General features: G+C 72.5%; 23 protein-coding genes and 1 pseudogene. 11 read left to right on the top strand and 13 right to left on the bottom strand.

The window, feature by feature from the left end:
* Positions 1-17: 17 nt before the first annotated feature.
* From ACQP2Y_RS25870 to ACQP2Y_RS25890, 5 genes are all read right to left on the bottom strand, one after another.
* Entirely contained in the window at positions 18-764 is a 747-nt protein-coding gene (locus ACQP2Y_RS25870; protein WP_433717616.1) for a DUF2182 domain-containing protein, read from the bottom strand.
* Positions 761-1,441, bottom strand: a complete 681-nt coding sequence (locus tag ACQP2Y_RS25875; protein ID WP_433717617.1) for a DUF1326 domain-containing protein — start codon at positions 1,439-1,441, stop codon at positions 761-763. The genes ACQP2Y_RS25870 and ACQP2Y_RS25875 overlap by 4 nt, the downstream gene beginning before the upstream one ends.
* A gap of 13 nt (positions 1,442-1,454) precedes the next feature.
* On the bottom strand, positions 1,455-3,194 hold the full coding sequence (locus ACQP2Y_RS25880; RefSeq protein ID WP_433717618.1) for a PKD domain-containing protein: 1,740 nt from the start codon (positions 3,192-3,194) through the stop codon (positions 1,455-1,457).
* A gap of 72 nt (positions 3,195-3,266) precedes the next feature.
* A complete protein-coding gene (locus tag ACQP2Y_RS25885) occupies positions 3,267-4,436 on the bottom strand; it encodes a zinc-dependent alcohol dehydrogenase (protein WP_433717619.1) in 1,170 nt (389 codons plus the stop codon).
* Positions 4,433-4,804 carry a hypothetical protein gene (locus ACQP2Y_RS25890; protein WP_433717620.1) on the bottom strand — a complete coding sequence of 124 codons (372 nt, stop codon included), beginning with the start codon at positions 4,802-4,804 and terminating at the stop codon, positions 4,433-4,435. Before ACQP2Y_RS25890 ends, ACQP2Y_RS25885 begins: the two co-directional genes overlap by 4 nt.
* 148 nt (positions 4,805-4,952) lie before the next feature.
* Here ACQP2Y_RS25890 and ACQP2Y_RS25895 point away from each other — a divergent pair, with 148 nt between their 5' ends.
* Positions 4,953-5,399 carry a DUF4383 domain-containing protein gene (locus ACQP2Y_RS25895; RefSeq protein WP_433717621.1) on the top strand — a complete coding sequence of 149 codons (447 nt, stop codon included), beginning with the start codon at positions 4,953-4,955 and terminating at the stop codon, positions 5,397-5,399.
* A 74-nt stretch (positions 5,400-5,473) separates the two neighbouring features.
* Here ACQP2Y_RS25895 and ACQP2Y_RS25900 read toward each other — a convergent pair whose 3' ends face one another.
* Positions 5,474-6,394, bottom strand: coding sequence for a manganese catalase family protein (locus ACQP2Y_RS25900; RefSeq protein WP_433717622.1), 921 nt, complete (start codon positions 6,392-6,394; stop codon positions 5,474-5,476).
* A 143-nt stretch (positions 6,395-6,537) separates the two neighbouring features.
* On the opposite strand from ACQP2Y_RS25900, the gene ACQP2Y_RS25905 reads away from it, so the two are divergent.
* The 3 genes from ACQP2Y_RS25905 to ACQP2Y_RS25915 all read left to right on the top strand — a co-directional run bounded on the left by ACQP2Y_RS25905 (position 6,538) and on the right by ACQP2Y_RS25915 (position 9,111).
* Positions 6,538-7,032 (top strand): DUF2243 domain-containing protein, encoded by a 495-nt coding sequence (locus tag ACQP2Y_RS25905; protein ID WP_433717623.1) that lies wholly within the window; start codon positions 6,538-6,540, stop codon positions 7,030-7,032.
* On the top strand, positions 7,029-7,784 hold the full coding sequence (locus ACQP2Y_RS25910; protein ID WP_433717624.1) for a cytochrome c oxidase assembly protein: 756 nt from the start codon (positions 7,029-7,031) through the stop codon (positions 7,782-7,784). Before ACQP2Y_RS25905 ends, ACQP2Y_RS25910 begins: the two co-directional genes overlap by 4 nt.
* A gap of 64 nt (positions 7,785-7,848) precedes the next feature.
* Positions 7,849-9,111, top strand: coding sequence for an Nramp family divalent metal transporter (locus tag ACQP2Y_RS25915; protein ID WP_433717625.1), 1,263 nt, complete (start codon positions 7,849-7,851; stop codon positions 9,109-9,111).
* 36 nt (positions 9,112-9,147) lie between these two features.
* Here the strand turns inward: ACQP2Y_RS25915 and ACQP2Y_RS25920 are convergent, their stop codons facing one another.
* A complete protein-coding gene (locus ACQP2Y_RS25920) occupies positions 9,148-9,786 on the bottom strand; it encodes a response regulator (RefSeq protein WP_433717626.1) in 639 nt (212 codons plus the stop codon).
* 30 nt (positions 9,787-9,816) lie between these two features.
* On the opposite strand from ACQP2Y_RS25920, the gene ACQP2Y_RS25925 reads away from it, so the two are divergent.
* From ACQP2Y_RS25925 to ACQP2Y_RS25935, 3 genes are read left to right on the top strand one after another with little or no spacing between them, the layout of a single operon-like run.
* Positions 9,817-10,464, top strand: a complete 648-nt coding sequence (locus ACQP2Y_RS25925) for a sensor histidine kinase (RefSeq protein WP_433717627.1) — start codon at positions 9,817-9,819, stop codon at positions 10,462-10,464.
* Between the two features lie 56 nt (positions 10,465-10,520).
* A complete protein-coding gene (locus ACQP2Y_RS25930) occupies positions 10,521-11,300 on the top strand; it encodes a manganese catalase family protein (protein WP_433717628.1) in 780 nt (259 codons plus the stop codon).
* A 14-nt stretch (positions 11,301-11,314) separates the two neighbouring features.
* A complete protein-coding gene (locus ACQP2Y_RS25935) occupies positions 11,315-11,500 on the top strand; it encodes a hypothetical protein (protein ID WP_433717629.1) in 186 nt (61 codons plus the stop codon).
* 148 nt (positions 11,501-11,648) lie between these two features.
* Here the strand turns inward: ACQP2Y_RS25935 and ACQP2Y_RS25940 are convergent.
* From ACQP2Y_RS25940 to ACQP2Y_RS25955, 4 genes and pseudogenes are all read right to left on the bottom strand, one after another.
* Positions 11,649-12,011 (bottom strand): annotated as a pseudogene (locus tag ACQP2Y_RS25940) (glycosyltransferase family A protein); the annotation flags it as partial.
* Complete coding sequence (locus ACQP2Y_RS25945) at positions 12,005-12,613, bottom strand: SAM-dependent methyltransferase (RefSeq protein ID WP_433717630.1); 609 nt, start codon at positions 12,611-12,613, stop codon at positions 12,005-12,007. The gene ACQP2Y_RS25945 and the pseudogene ACQP2Y_RS25940, both read right to left, overlap by 7 nt.
* On the bottom strand, positions 12,610-13,332 hold the full coding sequence (locus tag ACQP2Y_RS25950; protein WP_433717631.1) for a PIG-L deacetylase family protein: 723 nt from the start codon (positions 13,330-13,332) through the stop codon (positions 12,610-12,612). The genes ACQP2Y_RS25945 and ACQP2Y_RS25950 overlap by 4 nt, the downstream gene beginning before the upstream one ends.
* Positions 13,326-14,219 carry an acyl-CoA dehydrogenase gene (locus ACQP2Y_RS25955; RefSeq protein WP_433717632.1) on the bottom strand — a complete coding sequence of 298 codons (894 nt, stop codon included), beginning with the start codon at positions 14,217-14,219 and terminating at the stop codon, positions 13,326-13,328. Before ACQP2Y_RS25955 ends, ACQP2Y_RS25950 begins: the two co-directional genes overlap by 7 nt.
* A 122-nt stretch (positions 14,220-14,341) precedes the next feature.
* Between ACQP2Y_RS25955 and ACQP2Y_RS25960 the strand changes: the two genes are divergently transcribed.
* The 4 genes from ACQP2Y_RS25960 to ACQP2Y_RS25975 are packed head-to-tail and all read left to right on the top strand — an operon-like array spanning position 14,342 to position 17,431.
* On the top strand, positions 14,342-14,842 hold the full coding sequence (locus tag ACQP2Y_RS25960) for a hypothetical protein (protein WP_433717633.1): 501 nt from the start codon (positions 14,342-14,344) through the stop codon (positions 14,840-14,842).
* Between the two features lie 35 nt (positions 14,843-14,877).
* Complete coding sequence (locus ACQP2Y_RS25965) at positions 14,878-15,744, top strand: DUF4097 family beta strand repeat-containing protein (RefSeq protein WP_433717634.1); 867 nt, start codon at positions 14,878-14,880, stop codon at positions 15,742-15,744.
* Positions 15,741-16,661, top strand: a complete 921-nt coding sequence (locus tag ACQP2Y_RS25970; RefSeq protein ID WP_433717635.1) for an ATP-binding cassette domain-containing protein — start codon at positions 15,741-15,743, stop codon at positions 16,659-16,661. Before ACQP2Y_RS25965 ends, ACQP2Y_RS25970 begins: the two co-directional genes overlap by 4 nt.
* Positions 16,658-17,431 carry an ABC transporter permease gene (locus ACQP2Y_RS25975; protein ID WP_433717636.1) on the top strand — a complete coding sequence of 258 codons (774 nt, stop codon included), beginning with the start codon at positions 16,658-16,660 and terminating at the stop codon, positions 17,429-17,431. The genes ACQP2Y_RS25970 and ACQP2Y_RS25975 overlap by 4 nt, the downstream gene beginning before the upstream one ends.
* 57 nt (positions 17,432-17,488) lie before the next feature.
* Here ACQP2Y_RS25975 and ACQP2Y_RS25980 read toward each other — a convergent pair whose 3' ends face one another.
* Entirely contained in the window at positions 17,489-19,687 is a 2,199-nt protein-coding gene (locus tag ACQP2Y_RS25980) for a ricin-type beta-trefoil lectin domain protein (protein WP_433717637.1), read from the bottom strand.
* A 16-nt stretch (positions 19,688-19,703) separates the two neighbouring features.
* Positions 19,704-20,912, bottom strand: a complete 1,209-nt coding sequence (locus ACQP2Y_RS25985) for an alginate lyase family protein (protein ID WP_433717638.1) — start codon at positions 20,910-20,912, stop codon at positions 19,704-19,706.
* Between the last annotated feature and the right edge of the window lie 97 nt (positions 20,913-21,009).

A 21,009-nucleotide genomic window follows, 5' to 3' on the forward strand; every position in this document is an offset into this window, starting at 1 on the left:
CGGGATCTCCGGAAGGGTCAGGCGGTGAAGATCGTGTCCACGCCGAGCAGCAGGGCGCAGCCGACGATGAGGGCCGCGGCACCGGCCGGGCGGACCAGCACGGCACCGTGGCGGGTCAGGCGCTCGGCCGCCATCAACGCGGTGAGCAGCGCCATCGCGATCAGCGAACCGGCCCCGGCGAGCAGGCCGACGGCCATCAGGGCCCAGCAGCAGCCCACACAGGACACCGCGTAGCGCACCGCGATGTCGGCGGCCTCGGCCCAGGCCGGGTGGACGCCGCGCCAGCGCAGCATGGCGACGCCGCGGGGGCTCCGGCAGGCGGTCAGGCACCGGTCCTTGACCGCGCTGAACTGGTACGCGCCGGCCAGCCCCAGGGCCGCGCCGAGCAGGGCCCGCGGGTGGTCGAGCACCCAGGACCGGCGTTCCAGCCAGGCGCCGGCCGCCAGCTGGGCCGTGACCAGGACCGCCCCCGTGCCGGTCCAGACGGCCACGTACCCGGCGGCGACCAGCGCCACGACCGCCGGCGCGGCTCCCCGCGCGGCCAGCAGCCGGCGCATGAGCTCCAGCAGCGGCAGCGTCGTCGGCAGCATCATCGCGACGACCATGACCAGCCAGCCGGTCAGGGCCGGGCCGGCGGTCGTGGGGTGCTGATGCCCGGAGCGGTGCGTCACCGTCATCGCCAGCCAGGCGGCCACGGCGATGACGGTGACGCCGCCCCAGAGCAGGACCCTCCCCCGAAGGACCTGCTGCTGCGGGAAAGTCACCGGGGCACCACCGCGGTTGCGGCGGCGTGGACGTAGCGGAACCGGCCCCGCATGGCCGAGCGGCCGCGCACGTCCAGGTAGGCGCCGGGCAGGGCCGGCACCCGGACCGCGAGCTGGTCCGTGCGGTGCGCGACCACCTGTCCGGGGCCGGCCACGCTGAGCTCGGTGTCCAGCGCGGTGTGGGTCAGGGTCAGCGGCTCGTCCTCGCCGCCGAAGACCGCCGGGTTGCCGGTCACCTCGACCAGTCCGGCCCCGGCCACGGGCGACTGGGCCGGCCGGCCGACGAAGATGTGCCAGCCGGTGCGGTCGGCGCTGACCTCGATGCGGGCCCGGCTGCGCTGCAGCACCGCCCCGCTGACCGCGGCGAGTTCGGCCAGCGGCCCGTCCAGCCGGCCGCTGAAGGCCGCGGCGAGCAGCTCGAACTGCTCGTCGTCGGCGGCCTCGTCGACGAAGACCGCGGTGGTGGTGGCGCCGGCCCGGCGACCGCCGGAGTGGGTCGAGACGCTGACCACCCGCAGGCCGCCGACGGCGGTGCCGCCGATGGTGGCGGCGCCGTCGAGCTGCCAGGCGAACAGCCCGGTGCAGTGGTCCTCGTCGGGGGCGTCGTCGAGCCAGCAGGGACAGATCAGGGTGCAGTCGCAGGCTTCGGTGAAGACGCCGGTGATCGAGTAGCCCATGGTCGCTGTCCCCTCAGTTGCGGATGGTGACCGGGCTCGACCCGGCACCGCCCCGGCTGGTCGTGATGTCCACCCGGGCCCCCGGCGCCGGGGTCAGGCCGGTCTCGCCGGGGATCACCGTGCGGCGCACGTCCCAGGCGAAGGTGGTGTCGACCGGCGCACTGCCGATCTCCAGGCCGTCCAGGGTCACCGTGACTCGGTCCGGCAGCGGGCCGGTGGCCGTGCCCTCGATGCGCCAGCGCCCGGAGTCGGTGCGGAACTCCGCCCGGTCGACGGTGACCGTGTCGGTGCCGGGCACCGACGGGCTGACCTGCACCGACACGGTGTCGGTGGCGCTGCCGGCGGCCGATTGCACGGTGAGCCGGAATTCCAGCGCCCCCGCGGCGGGCGCCACGAAGGTCGCCCGGACCTCGTCGGCGCCGGTCAGGGTGACGGGCGTCCCGGCGATCTGTTCCCAGTGGTACGCGAGCCCGGCACCGGTGCTGGCCCCCGCGTCGAGGGTCACCACCTCGGCCGCCGTCGCCAGCCGGTCGGGTCCCGCCGCGGCGGTGAGCGGGTCGGGGTCCGCGGCCGGCCCGGTGATCAGCACGTGCCGGGTGTCGCTGCCGCCGTGCGAGGACGTCACGGTGATCGTGGTGGGTGGCACGTCGACCGCGGCGAACTCCTGCTTGCCGGCGGTGAGCGGGCCGAACCCGGCCACGGTGAGCACCGGCGGGTCGTCCAGGTCGGACGAGACCGCCTCGACGCTGAGCCGCTGCTGGGTGAGGTCGTAGTCGGCGACGGTCACGGTGACCGCGTCGGTGACCGCGATGGTGGTGACGGTCGGCGGGACGTCGGTGGTGTTGACGATGTCTGCGGTGGCCGGCACGGCGGTCGCGGCGGCGCGGACGTGGTAGCCGGTGCCCGAGCCGGTCATGGTGGCGCCGGCCGCGTGCAGGGTCTGGCCCGGCTCGCTGGTCGCGAACACGTCCAGCACCAGGCTGCCGGAGCTGCGCGAGTACACCGCGCGGGTCGCCTCGGCGCCGGCCACGGTGGAGATCCGGCCCTGGAGGGTGAACAGGTCGGTGAAGACCTTGTCCAGGTTGCCGGGGTCCGCCGGGTCGGGGGTCGCGCCGGCCACGTCGCCGACGCCGGGGCCCTCGACGCGGAAGAAGTCGAAGCCCAGCGGGCTGCCGGTGACGGTGTGCTCCACCCCGCCGTCACCGAGGTAGCCGCCGGGCGCGTCCGCGCTCCAGCGCAGGAACGGTGCCACCTCGCCGTCGGTCACGGCGGTGTCGAACAGCAGCGGCGCGGCGCCGACGTCGTCGGTGACGAACACCCGGCCGTTCTCGTCGGCCACCAGCGGGTCGGTCTGCCCGTACGGGTGGGTGAAGGTGTAGGCGGCGCCGGGGATGCCGCCGTCGAGGCGCACCCGGACCCGCGCGAAGACCTGCTGCTGTCTGTCGGCGACCGCGCCGGTGCCGGCGAAGGCGGCCTCCAGGGCCAGCACGACCCGTGCCCGGCCCGGCCGGGCGGAGCCGCCGATCGGCAGCTCCGCCTCGGCGAGGAAGTAGAACGCCTCGTCCGGGAAGTTGCGCGGGAAGCTGACCGGCGCGGCCGGGTCGGGCAGGTCGCCCATGGCCGGGGTACGCGGATCGAGCGGATCGAACGCCAGCTCCAGCCGGACCCCGGCCGTGTCCTTGTACCAGCGTGGAAAGCCGTGGCGCGGGTCGATCGGCCCGCGCGCGGACAGCCGGCTCGGATTGTGCTGCATACCGGTTCCTCCCGTGGTGTCGCACCGGTGGTAGCGGTGAGAAGGAGCACCGGGAGGTCCCGTTTGATACAGCTAGGGCACAAAAACGGCCCGTACGCAGTTGTCCTCCTTCTCCTTGAAGATCCGGTAGCCCTCGGGGGCCTGGTCGAGCGGCATGACGTGGGTGGCCAGGTGCTCGGTGATCAGCTCACCGCGGGCCATCCGGTCGAGCAGCATCGGGATGTAGCGCTGCCCGTGCATCTGCGCCCCGCGCATCGTCACGCCCTTGTTCATCAGCGCGCCGAGGGGGAACTTGTCGACGAAGCCGGCGTAGACACCGAGCACGAAGACCGAGCCGCCCTTGCGGCAGGCGTGCACCGCCTCGCGGACCGCGACCGGCCGGTCGGTCTGCAGCCGCAACTGCTGCTTGAGCTGGTCGTACGCATACTGCGGGCCCTTGCCGGCGGCCTCCATGCCGACCGCCTCGATGCAGACGTCGGGTCCCCGGCCACCACTGCGTTCGCGCAGCTCCAGGGCCACATTGGTCCGCTCGAAGTTGAGCGTCTCGGCACCGATGTACTTCTCGACCTGCTGGAGGCGGTTGTCGAGGCGGTCGATGACGATGACCCGTTCCGCCCCGAGCAGCATCGCGGCGCGCGCCGCCATCTGCCCGACGCCGCCGGCGCCCCACACCGCCACCACGTCACCGGGCTTGACGCCGCCCAGGTCCGCGCCCATCCAGCCGGTGGCGGCGGCGTCCGAGGCGAACAGCGCCCGTTCGTCGCTCACCTCCTCCGGCACCGCGAAGGCGCCGACGTCGGCGAACGGCACCCGGATGTATTCGGCGTGACTGCCGGGGTTGCCGCCCATGGCGTGCGAGTAGCCGAAACAGCCACCGGGGGCCTGGCCCCACAGCGTCTCGGTGATCGCCGGGTTGGTGTTGCCGTTGTCGCAGAGGGAGTAGAGCTCCTGTTCGCAGAACCAGCACTTGCCGCAGGAGATGAACGACGACACGACGACACGGTCACCGACCTTGTGGCGGCGGACCTCCGGGCCCACCTCCACCACCTCGCCGAGGAACTCGTGGCCCAGCACGTCGCCCTTCTCCATGAACGGGATGTAGCCGCCGAGCAGGTGCAGGTCCGAGCCGCAGGTGACGGTGCGCCGGACCTTGACGATGATGTCGCCGGGGTTGCGCAGCTGCGGGTCGGGCACCTCACCGACCGCGAGCTTGTTGACCCCCTGCCATTGCAGTGCCTTCACAGCAGACCTCCTTCGCGGCCGTGGGCGGTGGCCTCGCGCAGCGGCTTGTTGAGCGGGGTGGGCCGGGTGGTCGGGCCGCCGGGCAGCAGGACGTAGCCGATCTCGAGCTCCGAGCGGGCCTCGCGCAGCGCCCGCCGGATCTCGCCGCCGGACACCTTGCCGGACCGTGCCCGGGCCGAGAACTCGGTGCCCCGGCCGCCCGGCGCGGGCTGCCGCCGGATCTCCACGGCCTCGCCGAGGGCGGCCAGCGGGGCGGGCAGGCTGCCGGTGCCGGCCTCGTCGAACGCGCGGTTGACGGTGATGACGTGGTGGCGCCCGGTCTCCCGGTCCTTGTTGCGGCGGGCCACCGCGATCCTGGATGCCGTCACGGCCCCGGCGGCTACGGCGCCGGCCGTGAGGAGTGCTTTTCCGCTGATTCGCATCGATGGGGAATACCTGCGACAGCGTGCTCTAAACAGCGTTTGTGCGCGCTCCGGCACGGGCATCCGGGCGTTCCCTCACGACAAGGAGTGAACCATGGCCAGTACTTCTTCCGCGGCCGCCCGGACGCGGACCCGCATCCAGACCGCCGCGCTCGCCGTCGGCGCGGTCTTCGTGCTCGTCGGCATCCTGGGCTTCATCCCGGGCATCACCAGCGACTACGACACGATGAGCTTCGCCGGGCACCACTCGGAGGCCAAGCTGCTCGGCATCTTCCAGGTGTCGATCCTGCACAACATCGTCCACCTGCTGTTCGGGGCGGCAGCCTTCGTGCTGGCCAAGACCGTCTCCGGCGCCCGCATGTACCTCATCGCCGGCGGCGCGATCTACCTCGTGCTGTGGCTGTACGGCCTGATCGTCGGCCAGGACAGCTCGGCCAACTTCGTGCCGCTCAACACCGCCGACGACTGGCTGCACCTGGTCCTCGGCCTCGGCATGATCGGGCTGGGCCTGGCCCTGTCCCCCAAGTCCGTCCGCCGCTAGTCCCGGTTCTTTCGGACACAAAGGAGCCGGGTCGCCTCCGTGGCGACCCGGCTCCTTGGATTTCCCGGTGCTGCTCAGTCGAGCGCTCCCTTGATCTTGTTGACCACGTTGGCCACACCCTGGGCGTGCGCGCCGGCACCGGTGCCCGGCTTGCCCTTGCCCATCGAGCCGTCGTAGGTGACGTACAGCTTCGGGTCCGGGGCCGGTCCGAGCGGCTGGTCGTCGGTCAGCGGCTGGGCGTCCGGCACGTACTCGAGCTGCTCCTCCGGGTTGAGCAGGCTCGGGCCCTGGGCCCAGCGGCCCTCGCCCGCGGTGCTGGCCGGGTCGAAGCTGTAGAACGTCCGGCGGGCGAAGTCCTTCTCGTCCTCGCCGTTGGAGTTCTCGATGCCGCTCTCGGTGAGACCGTCCTCGATCAGCTGCTCGATGCCCAGCAGCCACTGCTGCTGGTGGTACGTGTCCCGGGCCAGGTTGAACTGGAGCATGTCCTTGACCCCGCGGTCGTCGGTCATGTTGTAGACCCGGCTGGTCATCAGCCGGCTCTGCGCCTCGGCGGCCACGTTGGACCGGAAGTCGGTGAGCAGGTTGCCGCTGGCAGCGATGTAGCCGGCGTTCCACGGCACGCCCTGCGAGTCACGGGGCAGCGCGCTGCCGCCGCTGACGATCGCGTGCTGCGGGCTCTGCCCACCCAGCACCGCGGCGAGCAGCGGGTTCGCCGCGGCGGCCTTCTCGGTCGCCACGGACGGCGCACCCTCGAGCAGCCGGGCCAGCATGGTCGTGAGCATCTCCACGTGACCGATCTCCTCGGTCGCGATGTCCATGATCATGTCCTTGTACTTGCCCGGCACCCGGCAGGACCAGCCCTGCCACAGGTACTGCATCATCACGGTCATCTCACCGAACTGGCCACCGACCAGCTCCTGCATCTTCGCCGCGAGCAGGGCGTCCGGCTTCTCCGGCTTGGCCTGGAACTGCAGGTAGTCGACGTGCTTGAACATCAGAACCTCCATAGCGGTGGGATCGGCACGACGACTCAGCTACCCGGCCCGATGGCCCGGCCGGGCCCGGCCCCGGCCCTTCGGGGCCGACCGGTGGCCCGCCGCGCACACATGAACGGCCACCGCGCGGGTAGGCGCAGCGCATGGCGAGACTTCTGCGTGCTCCCGGGCTCCTGCTCGGCATCGGCCTCGGCGGCTTCGTCGACGGCATCCTGCTGCACCAGCTGCTGCAGTGGCATCACCTGCTGACCGGCACCGACTCCGACCGCATCGGCGTGCGCTACTACTCCCCGGACACCGTCGACGGCCTGCGGATGAACACCCTGTGGGACGGGCTGTTCCACGTCGTGACGTGGCTGTTCGTGCTCGGCGGGATCGGGCTGCTCTACTCGCGGGTCACCCGCGACCGGCGGGCCGCCTGGACGTCGCGGGCGCTGTGGGGCTGGATGCTGGCCGGGTGGGGCCTGTTCAACCTGGTCGAGGGCATCATCGATCACCAGATCCTGGGCGTGCACCACGTGCGTGAGGGCGCCGATCGGCTGTGGTGGGACCTCGCGTTCCTGGCGCTGGGGGCGGTGCTGGTGCTCGCCGGCTGGGCCTTGCAGCGCGGCGCGGACGACCGCGTCCCGGTCCGGTGACGGGACACGCCCCCGGATACGGGCTGCCCCTCCTCGTGGTGCTGATCGGCCTCGGCTACGAGTGGCAGTGCTTGCGGGTGGCGGGCTGGAGTGCCTGGCGGGGTGCCGCGTTCCAGACCGGTGCTGCCGTCCTGATCGTCGGGCTGGTCCTGCCGGTGCACGACTTCGCCGGGCACGCGCTGCAGCATCTGCTGGTGGCCATGGTGGCGCCGCTGGCCCTGGTGCTGGGTGCGCCGGTGACGCTGCTGCTGCGTACCCTCCCGGTCCGGACGGCCCGCCGCCTGACCCGCCTGCTGCGCAGCCACCCGGCCCGGGCCTTGGCCCATCCGGTCGCCGCGCTGCTGCTCACCACCGGCGGCCTGGTGGCCCTCTACCTGACCCCGTTGTACGCCCGGATGCTCACCGAACCGGCGCTGCACCAGCTGGTCACGATCCACTTCATCCTGTCCGGCTGCCTGTTCGCGTGGGTGGTCGCGGGCGCGGACCCGGCCCCGCACCGGCCGTCGGTGCTCGCCCGGCTGGTGCTGCTCGGGGTGGCGATCGCGGCCCACGCCACCCTGTCGCAGCTGCTCTACGCGGGCGCCTACGTGCAGGTCCCGGCGACCGCCGCGGACCGGCAGGCCGGTGCGACCCTGATGTACTACGGCGGCGATGTGGCCGAGCTGCTGCTCGCCTTCGCCGTGGTTCAGTCCCGCGCCGCGAGCCGCAGGGTCGCCCGCCGCCCGCACCGGCCTGTTCTCCTGGCCCGGTGACGCCTGGCCCCGGCGGGTCAGTGCCTGGCCCGGCTGTGCCGCCGTACGGGGAAGGTGACAGGCCATGGTCGTCCTGGATTCCGCCGCTCAGCTCATGCTCCCGCTGCGCCGGCGTGCCGCGCGGGTGGCTCCCTGGTTCGGCCCCGCGTTCGTGGCCGCCATCGCCTACGCCGACCCCGGTAACTTCGCCACCAACTTCACCGGCGGGGCCACGTTCGGGTACCAGCTGGTCTGGGTGATCGTCGCGGCCAATCTGATGGCCATGCTGATCCAGTCGCTGTCGGCCAAGCTGGGCCTGGTGACCGGGCGCGACCTGGCCGAGCTGTGCCGCGAGCACCTGCCCCGGCCGGTGTCGCGCGGGCTGTGGGTGCAGGCCGAGCTGGTCGCCATGGCGACCGACCTGGCCGAGATCATCGGCGGGGCACTGGCACTGTACCTGCTCTTCGGGGTGCCGCTGCCGGTCGGTGGCCTGATCACCTGCGTGGTGGCCTTCGCCCTGCTGGGGCTGCAACAACGCGGGGTACGGCGCTTCGAGACGGTGATCGCCGGGCTGCTCGGCGTGATCCTCCTCGGTTTCCTCTACAACGCCTGGCGGGCCGGCGCCGACCCGGCCGGTGTCGCCGGCGGCATGGTGCCGTCCTTCGCCGGTGTCGACAGCCTGCTGCTGGCCACCGGCATCCTGGGCGCCACAGTGATGCCGCACGTGATCTACCTGCACTCGGCGCTGACCAAGACCCGTTCGGACGCGGCCACCACTGGCCCGGGGCAGCTTCGGCACGCGCTGCGCTACCAGCGCGTCGACACCCTGGTGGCTCTGGGCCTGGCGGGACTGGTGAACCTGGCGATGCTGGTGATCGCCGCGCGGCTGTTCTTCGGGTCCGGCATCCCGGGCACCGACACCCTCGAGGGCATCCACGCCGGGCTCGGGCTCACCCTCGACCAGTACGCCGCGCTGGCCTTCGCCCTGGCCCTGCTCGCCTCGGGCTTCGCGTCCTCCAGCGTGGGCACGTACGCCGGCCAGGTGGTCATGCAGGGCTTCATCGGCCGCAGCATCCCGCTGACCCTGCGCCGGGCGCTGACCATGGCCCCGGCTCTGCTGGTGCTGGTGCTCGGCGTCGACCCGACCTCCGCGCTGGTCTGGTCGCAGGTGGTGCTGAGCTTCGGGGTGCCGTTCGCGCTGATCCCGCTGGTCTGGCTGACCCGGCGCCGCGACATCCTCGGCGAGCACGTCAACCGGCCGGCGACCACCGTCGTGGCGGCGATCGTCGCGGCCCTGATCGTCGCGCTGAACGTCTTCCTGTTGATCAGGACATTCACTGTTTCATGACGACTTGGCCGGGCAACCGCTCGCCATGTCAGTGCGTCAGAGGATCCCGGCACTGCCGGCCAGCGCCGCCGCCTCGGTGCGGCTCGACACCCGCAGCTTGCGCAGCAGGGTCGCGGTCAACCGCTTGACGGTCCGCTCCGAGACGTGCAGCTGCAGAGCGATCTCCGTGGTCGTCGCGCCGGCCGCAATGAGCTGCAGCAACTGCCGCTCCGGCGCGTCCAGGTCCACCGGTGCGGGCCGGTTCCCACGGCCCGGGCCCAGCAGCGCGCCGAGCAGTTCGGCCGGCAGCACCGCCCAGCCGTCGAGAATGGACAGCAGGGGCTGCAGCACGTCGGCGACCTCGCTGGTCTTCGGCAGGAAGCCCTCGGCGCCGGCCCGCAGCGCCTCCAGCGCCGGGGCCGGGTCCTCGTCGCCGGACATCGCCACGATCCGCACCCGCGGGCTGGACCGCCGGATCGCGGCGATCGCCCTGACCCCGCCCGGCGGCGGCATGTGCAGATCGACCAGGACCAGGTCGGGCACCGTACGCCGGACCAGGCTGGCGGCCGCCGCGGCGTCTCCGGTGGCCGCCACCACCTCGGCCCGGCCATCGCTGACCTCGGGCAGGAGCAGCTCCAGACCCCGGACGAACAGAGGATGGTCGTCGACGACGATGACGCGAATGTCCTTCTGCATGGCGCGCGTATGCCCACCCGAGGTCCAGTCATGCGTCTGAGGCGAACCCCACGGCCCGACCCCGCGCTCCTGCTGCTGCGCAGCGTCTGCCACGAACTGCGCCCGCCGGTGGCCACGCTGACCTCACTCGTACGCGCACTGGAGTCACAGCCCTCGGAGCTCCGCCGCTGCGAACTCGCCCGGCTCGCCGGTGAACACGCGTCCCACGCCGAGGCGGTGCTGAAGCAGGCAGCCGCTGCCGCAGCCGGACTCGCCGAACCGGCTGACACCGCCGTACCGCTGCATCGTGTCCTGCCGGTCGTCGCCGCGACCGTGCCCACCGACCGGCTCGCCGTGTCGGTCAGTGCCGGCGCGGGCCGCTGCCTGGTCTCGGGCCGGCACACCCGGCAGATCCTGCTGAACCTGCTGTCGAACGCCGCCCGCTACTCCCCCGGCGAGATCCGGTTGATCGCCGCGGTCCGGCGGCGCCGGCTGCGCCTGACGGTGGCTGACCAGGGCGGGCTGACCGAGGACCTGCTGCACGCGCTGCACCGGCGCACGCCCCCGGCGGGCACGAAGGGCCTGGGCCTGTGGGTCGTCCGCCACCTGGTCGACGCCCAGGGCGGGACGTTGCGGGCCCGGGCGCTGTCCCCGCGCGGGGTGGCCCTGGAGGTCACCCTGCCACGCCGCCGACGTTGACCCGTTCGGGCCACCCGCTGGCCTGGAGAGGACGCCCGGACGGGCATGGTGAAGTCGTGTTCAACCACGTCAAGCAACTGCGGTTCGAGGCCCGGCCGGACGGACCGGACGCCGCCTTCGCGCGGCGCCTGCAGGATGCCCTCGGGGGCCGGTGGGGGGCGCTCACCGTCGCGAATCAGTACCTGATGCAGGGCTGGACCTGCCGGCTGCCGGGCAAGTACCGCGACCTGCTGCTCGACATGGGCACCGAGGAACTCGCCCACGTCGAGATGCTGAGCACCATGATCACCCGGCTGCTGCAGGACGCGCCGCTCACCGCGAACGAGAACGAGGACAACCCGGCCCAGTGCGCCGAGATCTACTCCGCCCACCTCGTGCAGGCCGGGTCCGGTCCGCTGCTGGCCGACAGCAACGGGGTGCCGTGGAACGGCTCCTACGTGACCGCCAGCGGCAGCCTGCTCGCCGACTTCCACCTCAACGTGAGCGCCGAGGCGCAGAGCCGGCTGCGGCTGGCCAGGCTGTTCCACATGACCGGCGACCCCGGGGTCAAGCAGATGCTGCGCTACCTGCTCGCCCGCGACACCATGCACCAGAACGTGTGGCTGGCCGCCATCGAGGAACTGCGCGAGGACGGCATCGAGCACATGCCGGTGCCGGAGGCGTTCCCCGACGCCGTGCCCGACGACGCGTACGCCCGTACCTACCTGAGCTTCTCCGACGGCGAGGACGCCGCGGCCGGCCGGTGGGCGAACGGGCTCACGTACGAGTCCACCCCGTCCTCCGAGGGCCGGCCACCGGTGCTGCCCCCGGCCGATCCCCGCCTGTACTGCTCGTGAGAGGAGTTCCCGTCGTGCGCAACGCCCCCTTCTTCCGCACGTTCGTCGCGTGTGCGTACCTGCTGGCCCTGGTGCTGCACGGCCGCTGGGACGCGCGCACCGCAGCGCTGGCCGTGGCCGTCCTGGCGGTGTGGGCCGTGCCGGTGATCCGCGACGCCCGACGCCACCGCGGCGTGGTCCGCGCCGCATCGACGCCCTGACACCTCCTCGGCCACTGACGCCAGGTGGGCGGCGAACCCCGCGGGCGCCCGCGCACTGCGGCGAGCGCTGGTGAGCACCGGGCTCGCGGTGTCGCTGCTCGTAGGCGTGCCGGACGGCCACCGGCCACGGGGACCAGTCGGGCACCTCGACCGTGCCGACGAGCACCTCGGTCCCGCGCTCCGCGTGCCGGGCGTGCCACTCCAGCCATCCGGGCCCGACCCGGCTGTCGGCGTCGGTGGTGGCCAGCCACAGCCCCGCGGTGCCGTGCCGCAACGCGTACGCCATCCCGGCCGCCCGGGCCTGCCCCACGTTTCCCGCGGTCACCCGCACCACCGCCGCTCCCGCCGCGGCCGCGATCGGAGCCGTGGCGTCGGCGCAGTCATCGGCGACGACGATCACTTCGGCCGCGACGGCGCTGCCGGCGACGGCGATCCGCAGCGCGGCCAGACAGTGCGGGAGCAACTCCTGCTCGTCGTGGGCGGGCACGACGACGGCGATCCGGCTCAGCACAGACCCTCACGCTCGGCGACCGACCGGGCCGCCGGGGGCGTACGCGCGTAGACCTCCAGGAGGAAGTCGGCCTCGGTGTGCTGCGCCGTCAGCTCCAGCCCCGGGGTGGCATCGAGCCGGGCGTGGACCTCCTCACCGGGGCGGGCGTGCTCGGCAACCGGCCGCCGCCAGTGCACCGCGACCAGATCGCCGCCGGGCTCGAGCGCGGCCACGCTCTGGGCGATGAGCGCGTCCAGGTCGGTGTCGTCGAAGTAGTAGCCGAGCTCGGAGAGCACGATCAGGTCGAAGGTCTGCCGGGGCCAGTCGTAGGGCATCCGGGCCCGGGCCACGGTGACGTGCGGCTGGGAGGCCAGCCGGTGCGCGGTGGTGGTCACCGCGGACTCGACCGCGTCCACGGCGAGCAGGGCGGCGCAGCGCGGGGCCAGCCGGGCGGTCAGGCTGCCGGTCGAGCAGCCCGGCTCGAATGCGGAAAGGTAGCGGGCGCGGGGCAGCGCGGCCACGGTGAGCTGGTGCTTGCGGTTGTCGTACCAGCGGGACTCGAAGCTCCAGGGGTCGGGGCTGTCGGCGTACATCTGCTCGAAGTAGCCCAGGGGGGTGCTCACGCGAACACCACCTCGAACGGCCGGCGGAAGCGGGCCAGCACGTGCGGCGGCAGGATGGCCGCGTCGGCGGGCTCCGGCCCCAGGTCCGCGATCTGGCTCGGGAACGCCTGGATCGCCGCCTCCTTGGCGTGGCGCGCGGCGCTCGGCAGGTCGAGGCGCCGGGCCCGGTCCCACGGCACCCGGTCGTCGCCGGGCTGCGCCCAGTGCCAGGTCCAGATCGGATACTCCAGCAACCGGGCCCCGGTGGCGGCGCAGGCGGCCGCGGCGGCCCGGCCGACACTCTCGTGATCGGGGTGCCCGTCGCCGCGCCAGGTGGCCAGGCACCAGCGCCCCGGCGTGAGCCGTTCGGTCAGGGCAGCGGTCAGGGCGTCCTCGTCGATGCCGCCGTCCGGCTGACCCAGGTGCACCACGGCTGTGCGGCCGAGGCCGAGCCGGCGCAGCGCCTCGGCGGTCTCCTCGCGGCGCAGGGCCGCGAGCTCGGCTTGGGTGTGCACTGTGGAGCCGGGGTGGGAGGCTTCGCCGTCGGTCACCGCGACCACCTCGGCGTCGCCCAGCAGCGCCAGCAGCCCGCCGACCCCGAGCACCTCGTCGTCCGGGTGCGGGGCGACCACCAGCGGCGGGCCGGGCGGGTCGACGGTCAGCGCCGGCCAGCCGCCGACGGTCGGCCAGGAGCGCCAGCGGGTGTCGTCCGTGCCGGCTCCCTCGATCACGGTCACCATGCGGGTGGTTCCTCCTTCAGCAGTGCGCCGAGATGGGCGAGGTCGGCTTCGGCGTGGCTCTGCCGCAGGTACACAGTCAGGTCACTCACCCGGCGGGCGTGCGCCTCGTCGTGGCCCAGCGGCCCGGCACCCAGCGCGCGGCCGACCCGGTCGATGACCTCGGACGCCGCCGACTCGACCGTGCACCGGACCCGCACAGCGAGCTGCTCGGCGTCCGCGGTCGGCTCGGCGTCGATCCGGGCGGCGGCCTCGCGCAGCACCGCCCGGGCCGAGCGCAACAGCACGTCGACGGCGCCGAGGTGGGCCAGGGCGTGCGGACCGCGCGCCCGGTGCAGCAGGGTGTCCGCCACGCCGGTGGCACCGCCGTACCAGCAGGCCGCGACGCCGACGCCGCCGTGCCAGAAGCCGGGCCGGCCGACGTAGGAGCCGGGACCGCCCACCGGCCGGGCCGGGGCGTCGGTGAAGCGGACGGTACGGCTGTCACTGCCGGCCATCCCGACCGCGGGCCACGTCCCGTCCAGCGGCACCGCCCAGGGCGCGCGGTTGGCCACGGCGAACAGCCGGATACCGTCCGGCGCGGTGGCGGTGACCAGGGCATGTGTACAGGAGCCCGCGCCCGAGCACCACGGGCGGTCGCCGCTCAGCGCCCACTCGCCGTCCTTCTTGATGGCGGTCACCGAGGCCGGCGCGGCAGCCCAGACACCCCAGCTCTCGTCCGGGGCGAGCGGGCCGAGGTCGCCGAGCTCGGCGCGGATCGCGATGGCATCGGCATGGCCCTCGCACAGCCGGGCCGCGACCGGGTCGCGGCGGGCGATGGCCGCGAGCCGCTCGAACCGTTCCAGGGTTCGGCCGGACCCGGGTAACGGGAGATCAGCGACTTCGAGCACGAGCGCTTCTCTACCCGGGCCGGACCGGCCGCAAACGACGCAGGAAACGACGCAACCAGCGTGGCGTCTAAGTGATGCCAGCATGGCTTTACATGGCGCCATAGTGATGCCATGATGGCGTCATGGACCTCACATCATATGTCGCACGGCTCCGCGAGGAGCTCGCCGGCGCGGCCGAGCTCGGCGGCTCCGACGCCCGCGAGCTGGCCGAGCGGCTGACCGCGCCGATGGAGTCGGCCTTCCGGCTCGCCCTGCTCGATGCCCTGTCCGCCGCGGCGGACGAGATCACCCGCGACCTCGCCCCAGGCTCGGTCGAGCTGCGGCTGCGCGGCGGCTCCCCCGGTTTCGTCGTGACGCCACCGCCGGCCGAGCACCCGGTGGAGACGACGGCACCCGAGCCGGTCGAGGCCACCGACGTCCCCGACGACGGAGCCGTGTCGCGGATCAACTTCCGGCTGCCGGACCAGCTCAAGACCCGGATCGAGGAGGCGGCCGGCCGCGAGGGCCTCTCGGTCAACGCCTGGCTGGTCCGGGCCAGCACCGCCGCCGTGCAGGCCGGTGACCGGCCGCGCACCTCCCGCGCCCCGCTCGGCGGGCAGCGCTACACCGGCTGGGCCCGCTGACCGTGCCCGTCTTCCCTCCGCGAAAGGACCAGGACATGCCCACCTTCGACACCCCCGCGCCGATCCGGGCGACGCTCGAGCTGCTCGTCGCCGACGTACGGATCACCGCCACCGACCGCGCGGACACCCTCGTCGAGGTCCGGCCCAGCGACCCCTCCGCCGCCGCCGACCTGCGCGCCGCCGAACAGACCCAGGTCCAGTTCGCCGACGGGCAGTTGCTGGTCAAGACCCCGAAGACGCTCAAGACCATGGGGCTCCTGCGCCGCAGCGGGTCGATCGACATCGAGATCAACCTGCCCACCGGCTCGCAGCTGCGCGCCGACGCGGCCCTCGGCTCGTTCCACTGCACCGGCACGCTCGGCGAGACCGCGGTCCGCACCGCCGCCGGTGACGTGGAGCTGCAGCACACCGGGCCGCTGGAGGTGAACACCAGCGCCGGCTCCGTCGTCGCGCGGTCGGTGAACGGTGCGGCCCGAGCCACGACCGGCAGCGGGACGATCCGGATCGGCACGGTCAGCGGGGCCGCGGTGATCAAGAACTCCAACGGCGACACCGCGGTGGACTCCGTCGGCGGCGATCTGACGGCGAAGATGGCCAACGGTGGTGTCGTCGCCGGGCAGGTGGGCGGCTCGGTCGACGCCGCGACCGCCAACGGCAGCATCCGGATCGGCGCGGTGCGCCGTGGCACGGTCGCGGTCCGCAGCTCGATGGGTGAGCTGGAGGTCGGCATCGCGGCGGGCACGGCGGCGTACCTCGACCTGCACACCCAGTTCGGCAAGGTGCTCAACCACCTCGACGGCGCCGGCGCCCCGGAGCCCGGCGAGGACAACGTGCAGGTGCGCGCCCGCACCTCCTTCGGCGACATCATCGTGCGCCGCGGCGACACCGAGGAGCTCCGATGATCACCGTGACCGGCCTGCGCAAGGCGTACGGCGACCACACCGTCCTGGACGGCATCGACCTGCACGTCCCGGCGGGCTCGATCTTCGCCCTGCTGGGCCCGAACGGCGCCGGCAAGACCACCACCGTCCAGATCCTCTCCACGCTGATCGACGCCGACGCCGGCGAGATCCGGGTGGCCGGCCACAACCCGGCGACCGAGCCGGACGCGGTCCGGGCGGCGATCGGGGTCACCGGCCAGTTCGCCGCCGTCGACGGGCTGCTCACCGGCCGGGAGAACCTCATTCTCATGGCCGACCTGCACCACCTGGGCCGGGCCCGGGGCCGGCGGCGGGCGGACGAGCTGCTGGAGCAGTTCGACCTGACCGACGCGGCCGGCAAGCAGGCGTCGGCGTACTCGGGGGGCATGCGGCGGCGGCTGGACATCGCGATGGGCCTGGTCGGTGAGCCGCGGCTGGTGTTCCTCGACGAACCGACCGCCGGGCTGGACCCGCGCAGCCGGCAGGCGATGTGGCAGACCGTCCGGGCGCTGGTGGCCGACGGTGTGACGATCTTCCTGACCACCCAGTACCTGGAGGAGGCGGACCAGCTCGCCGACCGGATCGCGGTGCTCGACGGCGGGCGGCTGGTCGCCGAGGGCACGGCCGACGAGCTCAAACGGCTGGTGCCGGGCGGGCACATCACCCTGCGCTTCGCCGACGGGCCGGCACTGCGGGCGGCGGCGGTGGCCCTCGACACCGCCGACGTCGACTCCGCCCAGCTCACCATCCAGGTGCCCGGGGACGGCAGCGTGCGCACGCTGCGCGCCCTGCTGACCACCCTGGACGAGGCCCGCGCCGAGGTGGAGAGCCTGACCGTGCACACGCCCGACCTCGATGACGTCTTCCTGGCCCTGACCGCGAAGGAGCCCGTGCGATGACCACCCTGAGCCTCGCCGTCCGCGACTCGAACACCATGCTGCGGCGCAATCTGCGGCACATGCAGCGCTATCCGGCGATGATCTTCTACCTGGCCGGGATGCCGGTGATCTTCCTGCTGCTGTTCGTCTTCGTCTTCGGCGGCACGCTCGGCGCCGGCCTGGGCGGGGGCCGGACCGAATACCTGGCGTACGTGGTGCCGGGCATCCTGCTGATGACCGTCGGCGGGGCGGCGGCCGGCACCGCGGTCTCGGTCGCCACCGACATGACCGAGGGCATCGTGGCCCGGTTCCGCACCATGGCGATCGCCCGGGTGTCGGTCCTGACCGGGCACGTGGTCGGCAGCATGATCCAGACCCTGGTCAGCCTGGCCATCGTGCTGGCCGTGGCGCTCGCGATCGGTTTCCGGCCCAGCGCCGGATTGGCGGAGTGGCTGGGCGTGCTCGGCGTGCTGGCGATGACCTCGTTCGCGATCACCTGGCTGGCCACCGCGCTGGGGCTGGTGGCCAAGACCGTGGAGGAGGCGAGCAACACGCCGCTGCTGCTGACCCTGCTGCCCTTCATCGGCAGCGGTTTCGTCCCGACCGATTCGATGCCGAACGGGCTGCGGCAGTTCGCCGAGTACCAGCCGTTCACGCCGATCATGGAGACGATCCGGGCCCTGCTGACCGGCGGAACGGTCGGCGACTCGATCTGGTGGGCGACCGCCTGGTGCGCCGCCATCGCCCTGGCCGGCTATCTCTGGGCCCGCAAGCGCTACAACGCCCGCTGACCGAAAGGCAGACGGCCCGCCGGAGGTCCGGCGGGCCGTCGCGACGTGCGAATGGGATCAGGGGCCGCTGACCAGGTTGGTCACCTGGTGACCGCTGTTCACCGCGGCGCCCGTGTTGTTGATGACGTGGGCGATCGTGCCGGTGCCGCCCAGCGAGACGGTCACCATGTTGTGGAACTTGATGCCCGGCTTCACCGGCACCTCGAAGGCACGGGCGTTGACCACGCTGGGATTGACGTTGAAGAACGCGTACGACCCCAGGCCCCACGCCTCGTGGTTGTTCACCGAGTCGGCCACCTTGTACGCCGCCCAGCCCTGCGTCGAGCCGTTCATGTAGGCGGCCTGGTTCGGCGGGTCGTAGGGCATCTCGTTCTGGTAGAAGTACGTGCGCCCGTTCTCGCCGTTCCAGATGGTCTGGTACTGCTGGTAGTGCTCGACGAACAGGCCGTAGAACGTCACGTTGTCGCCGTTGACGGTCAGTCCGTTGGCGGCCGGGTTGACGGTCCAGCCGTGGGTGCCGTTGTCGCTGTGGTCGGCGCGCCAGATCCAGGCGTGGTCACCGATCACGTGGTCGCTGTTGATCCGCAGGCTGACCGAGGCCTTGCCGGCGATCGCGCCGCCGATCCGGAAGAACACGTCGGACAGCACGGTCGGGTTCGCCGCGTGGTTCGCCGACGAGCCGTTCGGGCCGACCTCCATGAGCACCGGCGAGTTGGTGGTCCCGGCGTCGAAGAGCAACCCGGCGACCCGTACGCCGTCGACGTCGGCCACGGTCATCGCGGTGATGCCGTTCTGCGGGACGAAGGTCGCCAGGCCCAGGCCGAGCACGACGGTGTTGGGCCGGGTCACGTTGATGGTCTGGTTCAGGTTGTAGACACCGGGCGTGACCAGCAGGTTCTTGCCGGAGGCGAGGGCCGCGTTGATGTTTGCCGCGGTCTCACCGGGCTTGACGACGAAGAACGTGCCGATCGGCAGCGACTGGCCCGCCGGGTTGCCGTTGGCCCAGGTCGTGCCGGCCGAGTTGGTGCGCAGCGCGGGGACGAACACCTGGTACGCGCCCGCCGAGTCGACGTACAGGTACGGCTTCTCCGCCACCACCGGCGTCTGGCCGACCGTGGTGTACGGCGGCGTCGGGAAGCTGTTGGCCGGGGCGCCCTGGGCACCGACGAAGACCTGGTTCCAGTTGGAGCCGTTCCAGCTGCCCATCTGCGAGTTGCGGGTGATCCACTGCTGCTGCGAGCCGGACTGGATCTGCCCGTCGATCTTCGTGTCGGCCATGAAGCCGCCGGACGACCAGCCGCCGTCGGAGAGCGCCAGGTTGCCGCGGACGTGCATCCGGCGGTACGGCGCCGCCTGCGACACGGCCCAGCGGTCGAGGCCGCCGTTCGGCGTCACCGACAGGCCCTCGGCCGAGCGCCAGAAGTTCTGGGTGGCGTTCTGCGAGCCGTCCGGCCACCAGTCCGCCTCGGTGTGCACCGCGCCGTTGATGTTCACCGCGTCCGGGGTCAGGCCCAGCCCGGCGACCTGGGTGAAGAAGCCGACGTTGGCGTCGACGTTGTACGAACCGGGCTTGAACAGCAGCGCGTAGCGGGCGTTGCCGAACTGGTTGCGGACCTGCTGGTTGAAGACGGTGTTCAGGCGGTTCTGGATGGTCGACTGTGACATCGACGGGTCGAAGATCGTCACGTTCGGGCCCAGGTCGGGGTTGCCGCTGCCCGGCGGGACCGTCGTCGGGGTCACCGGCGGGGTGGTCGGGGGCGTCGAGGCACCGTTGACCGTCCACTTCTGGTTGGCGCCGCCGCCGCAGGTCCACAGCTGGAGCTTGGCGCCGTCGGCGAGGTTGTTGTCCTTGATGTCGAGGCACTTGCCGGCCTTGACGTTGACCAGGTCGCGCCCGGCCGTGTACGTCCACTGCTGGCTGGTCAGCCCGGCGAAGCAGTCCCACAGGTGCACGACTGCGCCGTCGGTGGTGGCGCCGCCGGCCACGTCCAGGCACTTGCCGAGGCCCTTGAGCGACTTGTCGTCGCCGTAGGTCCAGGTCTGGTTCGGCCCGCTCACGCAGGACCACATCTGCGGCAGGTTGCCGTTGGCGGTGGAGCCGTTGGTGACGTCGAGGCACTTGCCGTTGGCGCTGCTCACCACGGAACCGGTGGTGGCGGCCAGGGCGTTGGTGATGCCGGCGACGCCGAGCACGCCGACGACCAGGGCAGTGACGGAGACGGCGAGGACACGCCGTCGTCGGGGGATGGGGATCATCGATTTCCTTCGGGGATCAGGCGGGGTTGCCGGCGTGGGTGAGCGTTTCCCACGCCACGAACAGGTTGTTGCTGCCCTGCGGGCGCCGGGCCTCGGTGTAGGTGCCGGTGTTGGCCATCGCGATGCCGAGCCGGTTGTGCAGGGCGTTGTAGGCGACCTCGCTGATCGGGCCGAGGCCCCTGGTCACCGAGCCGCCGCAGATCGAGGCCGGCACTGCGGTGCCCTCGAACTTGGTGTGCAGGCCGAGCGCGTGCCGCAGCCGGTCCTGCAGCTCGGGGTAGAGGTCGCCGCCCTGGATGCGGCTGGTCTCGGCGACGTGCGCGATCGCGGAGATGCCGTAGCCGGTGTGCACGAAGTCGCGGCAGGTCTCCTGGGAGAGCCCGTCGACGAAGGTGCTCTGGCCCTGCCAGTAGCTGATCAGCTCGGCCCGGGTGTCGATGCCGCCGGCCGGCGGGTACTTCGGCTGGGCGCCGTCGGCGGTGACGTAGATGTAGGCGGCGGCCCGCAGCTTGAAGCGGGCGACGGCCCGGTCGTAGCTAGCGCGGTCGTCGAGGTGGACGGCGATGCCGACGGCCGCCTCCATCATCGACAGCTCCCAGTTGCCGTTGCTGGCGCTGCCGGCCAGGACCACCGGGAGATAGACGGTGCGCAACATGGTGGCGAAGCGGGCCTGGTTGGGCCAGTTCCCGTACGCGTGCTTGATGATCTCCGCGGCCCGGGGCCACACCGAACCGGCCCAGGCGGTCTGCAGCGGGCCGTTGCTGTTGGTGTGTGTTCTGAGCGTGGCCGACCAGGCGTCCATCAGCGCGATGGCCTTGGTCGCGTACGCGGTGTTCCCGGTGATGTACCAGGTGAGCGCGTCGGTGTACGCGGCGATCGCGTCCTCGCGCTCGTCGGTGCAGCCGTTGTTCGGGTTGGAGTAGGAGCCGCACTCGACGGTCGCGCGGGGCTTCGGCGTACGCGACAGCGAGGCGTACCGGCTCGCGGCCATCTGGTTGTAGGCGGTGGTCCAGGGCTGGGCCTTGGCGGCGACCTTGGCCTTGACGAAGTCGAGCTGGGCGCGACTGAGCAGCACGCCGGGGTGGGAGAACGTGGCGGCGGCCGTGATGCCGGCCGGGGTGGGGGCTGCGTCCGCGTTCGCCACGAAGCGGACGCCGGTGGTGGCGATGAGGGCGACGAGCACTGTGCCGGCGGCGAGCAGCCAGCGGCGTGGGGAGTGAGGCACTGCGGACTCCGGATGGGGGAACGGGGAACCGGAAGGTGACTTAACAGTGCCGAACTCAACCGTGACGAACGGGACGGGGTCAAGGACGTATCGATGG

Origin of the sequence: Actinoplanes sp. CA-051413 (assembly GCF_050955795.1) — a bacterium.
In the GTDB taxonomy this organism is placed as follows: domain Bacteria; phylum Actinomycetota; class Actinomycetes; order Mycobacteriales; family Micromonosporaceae; genus Actinoplanes.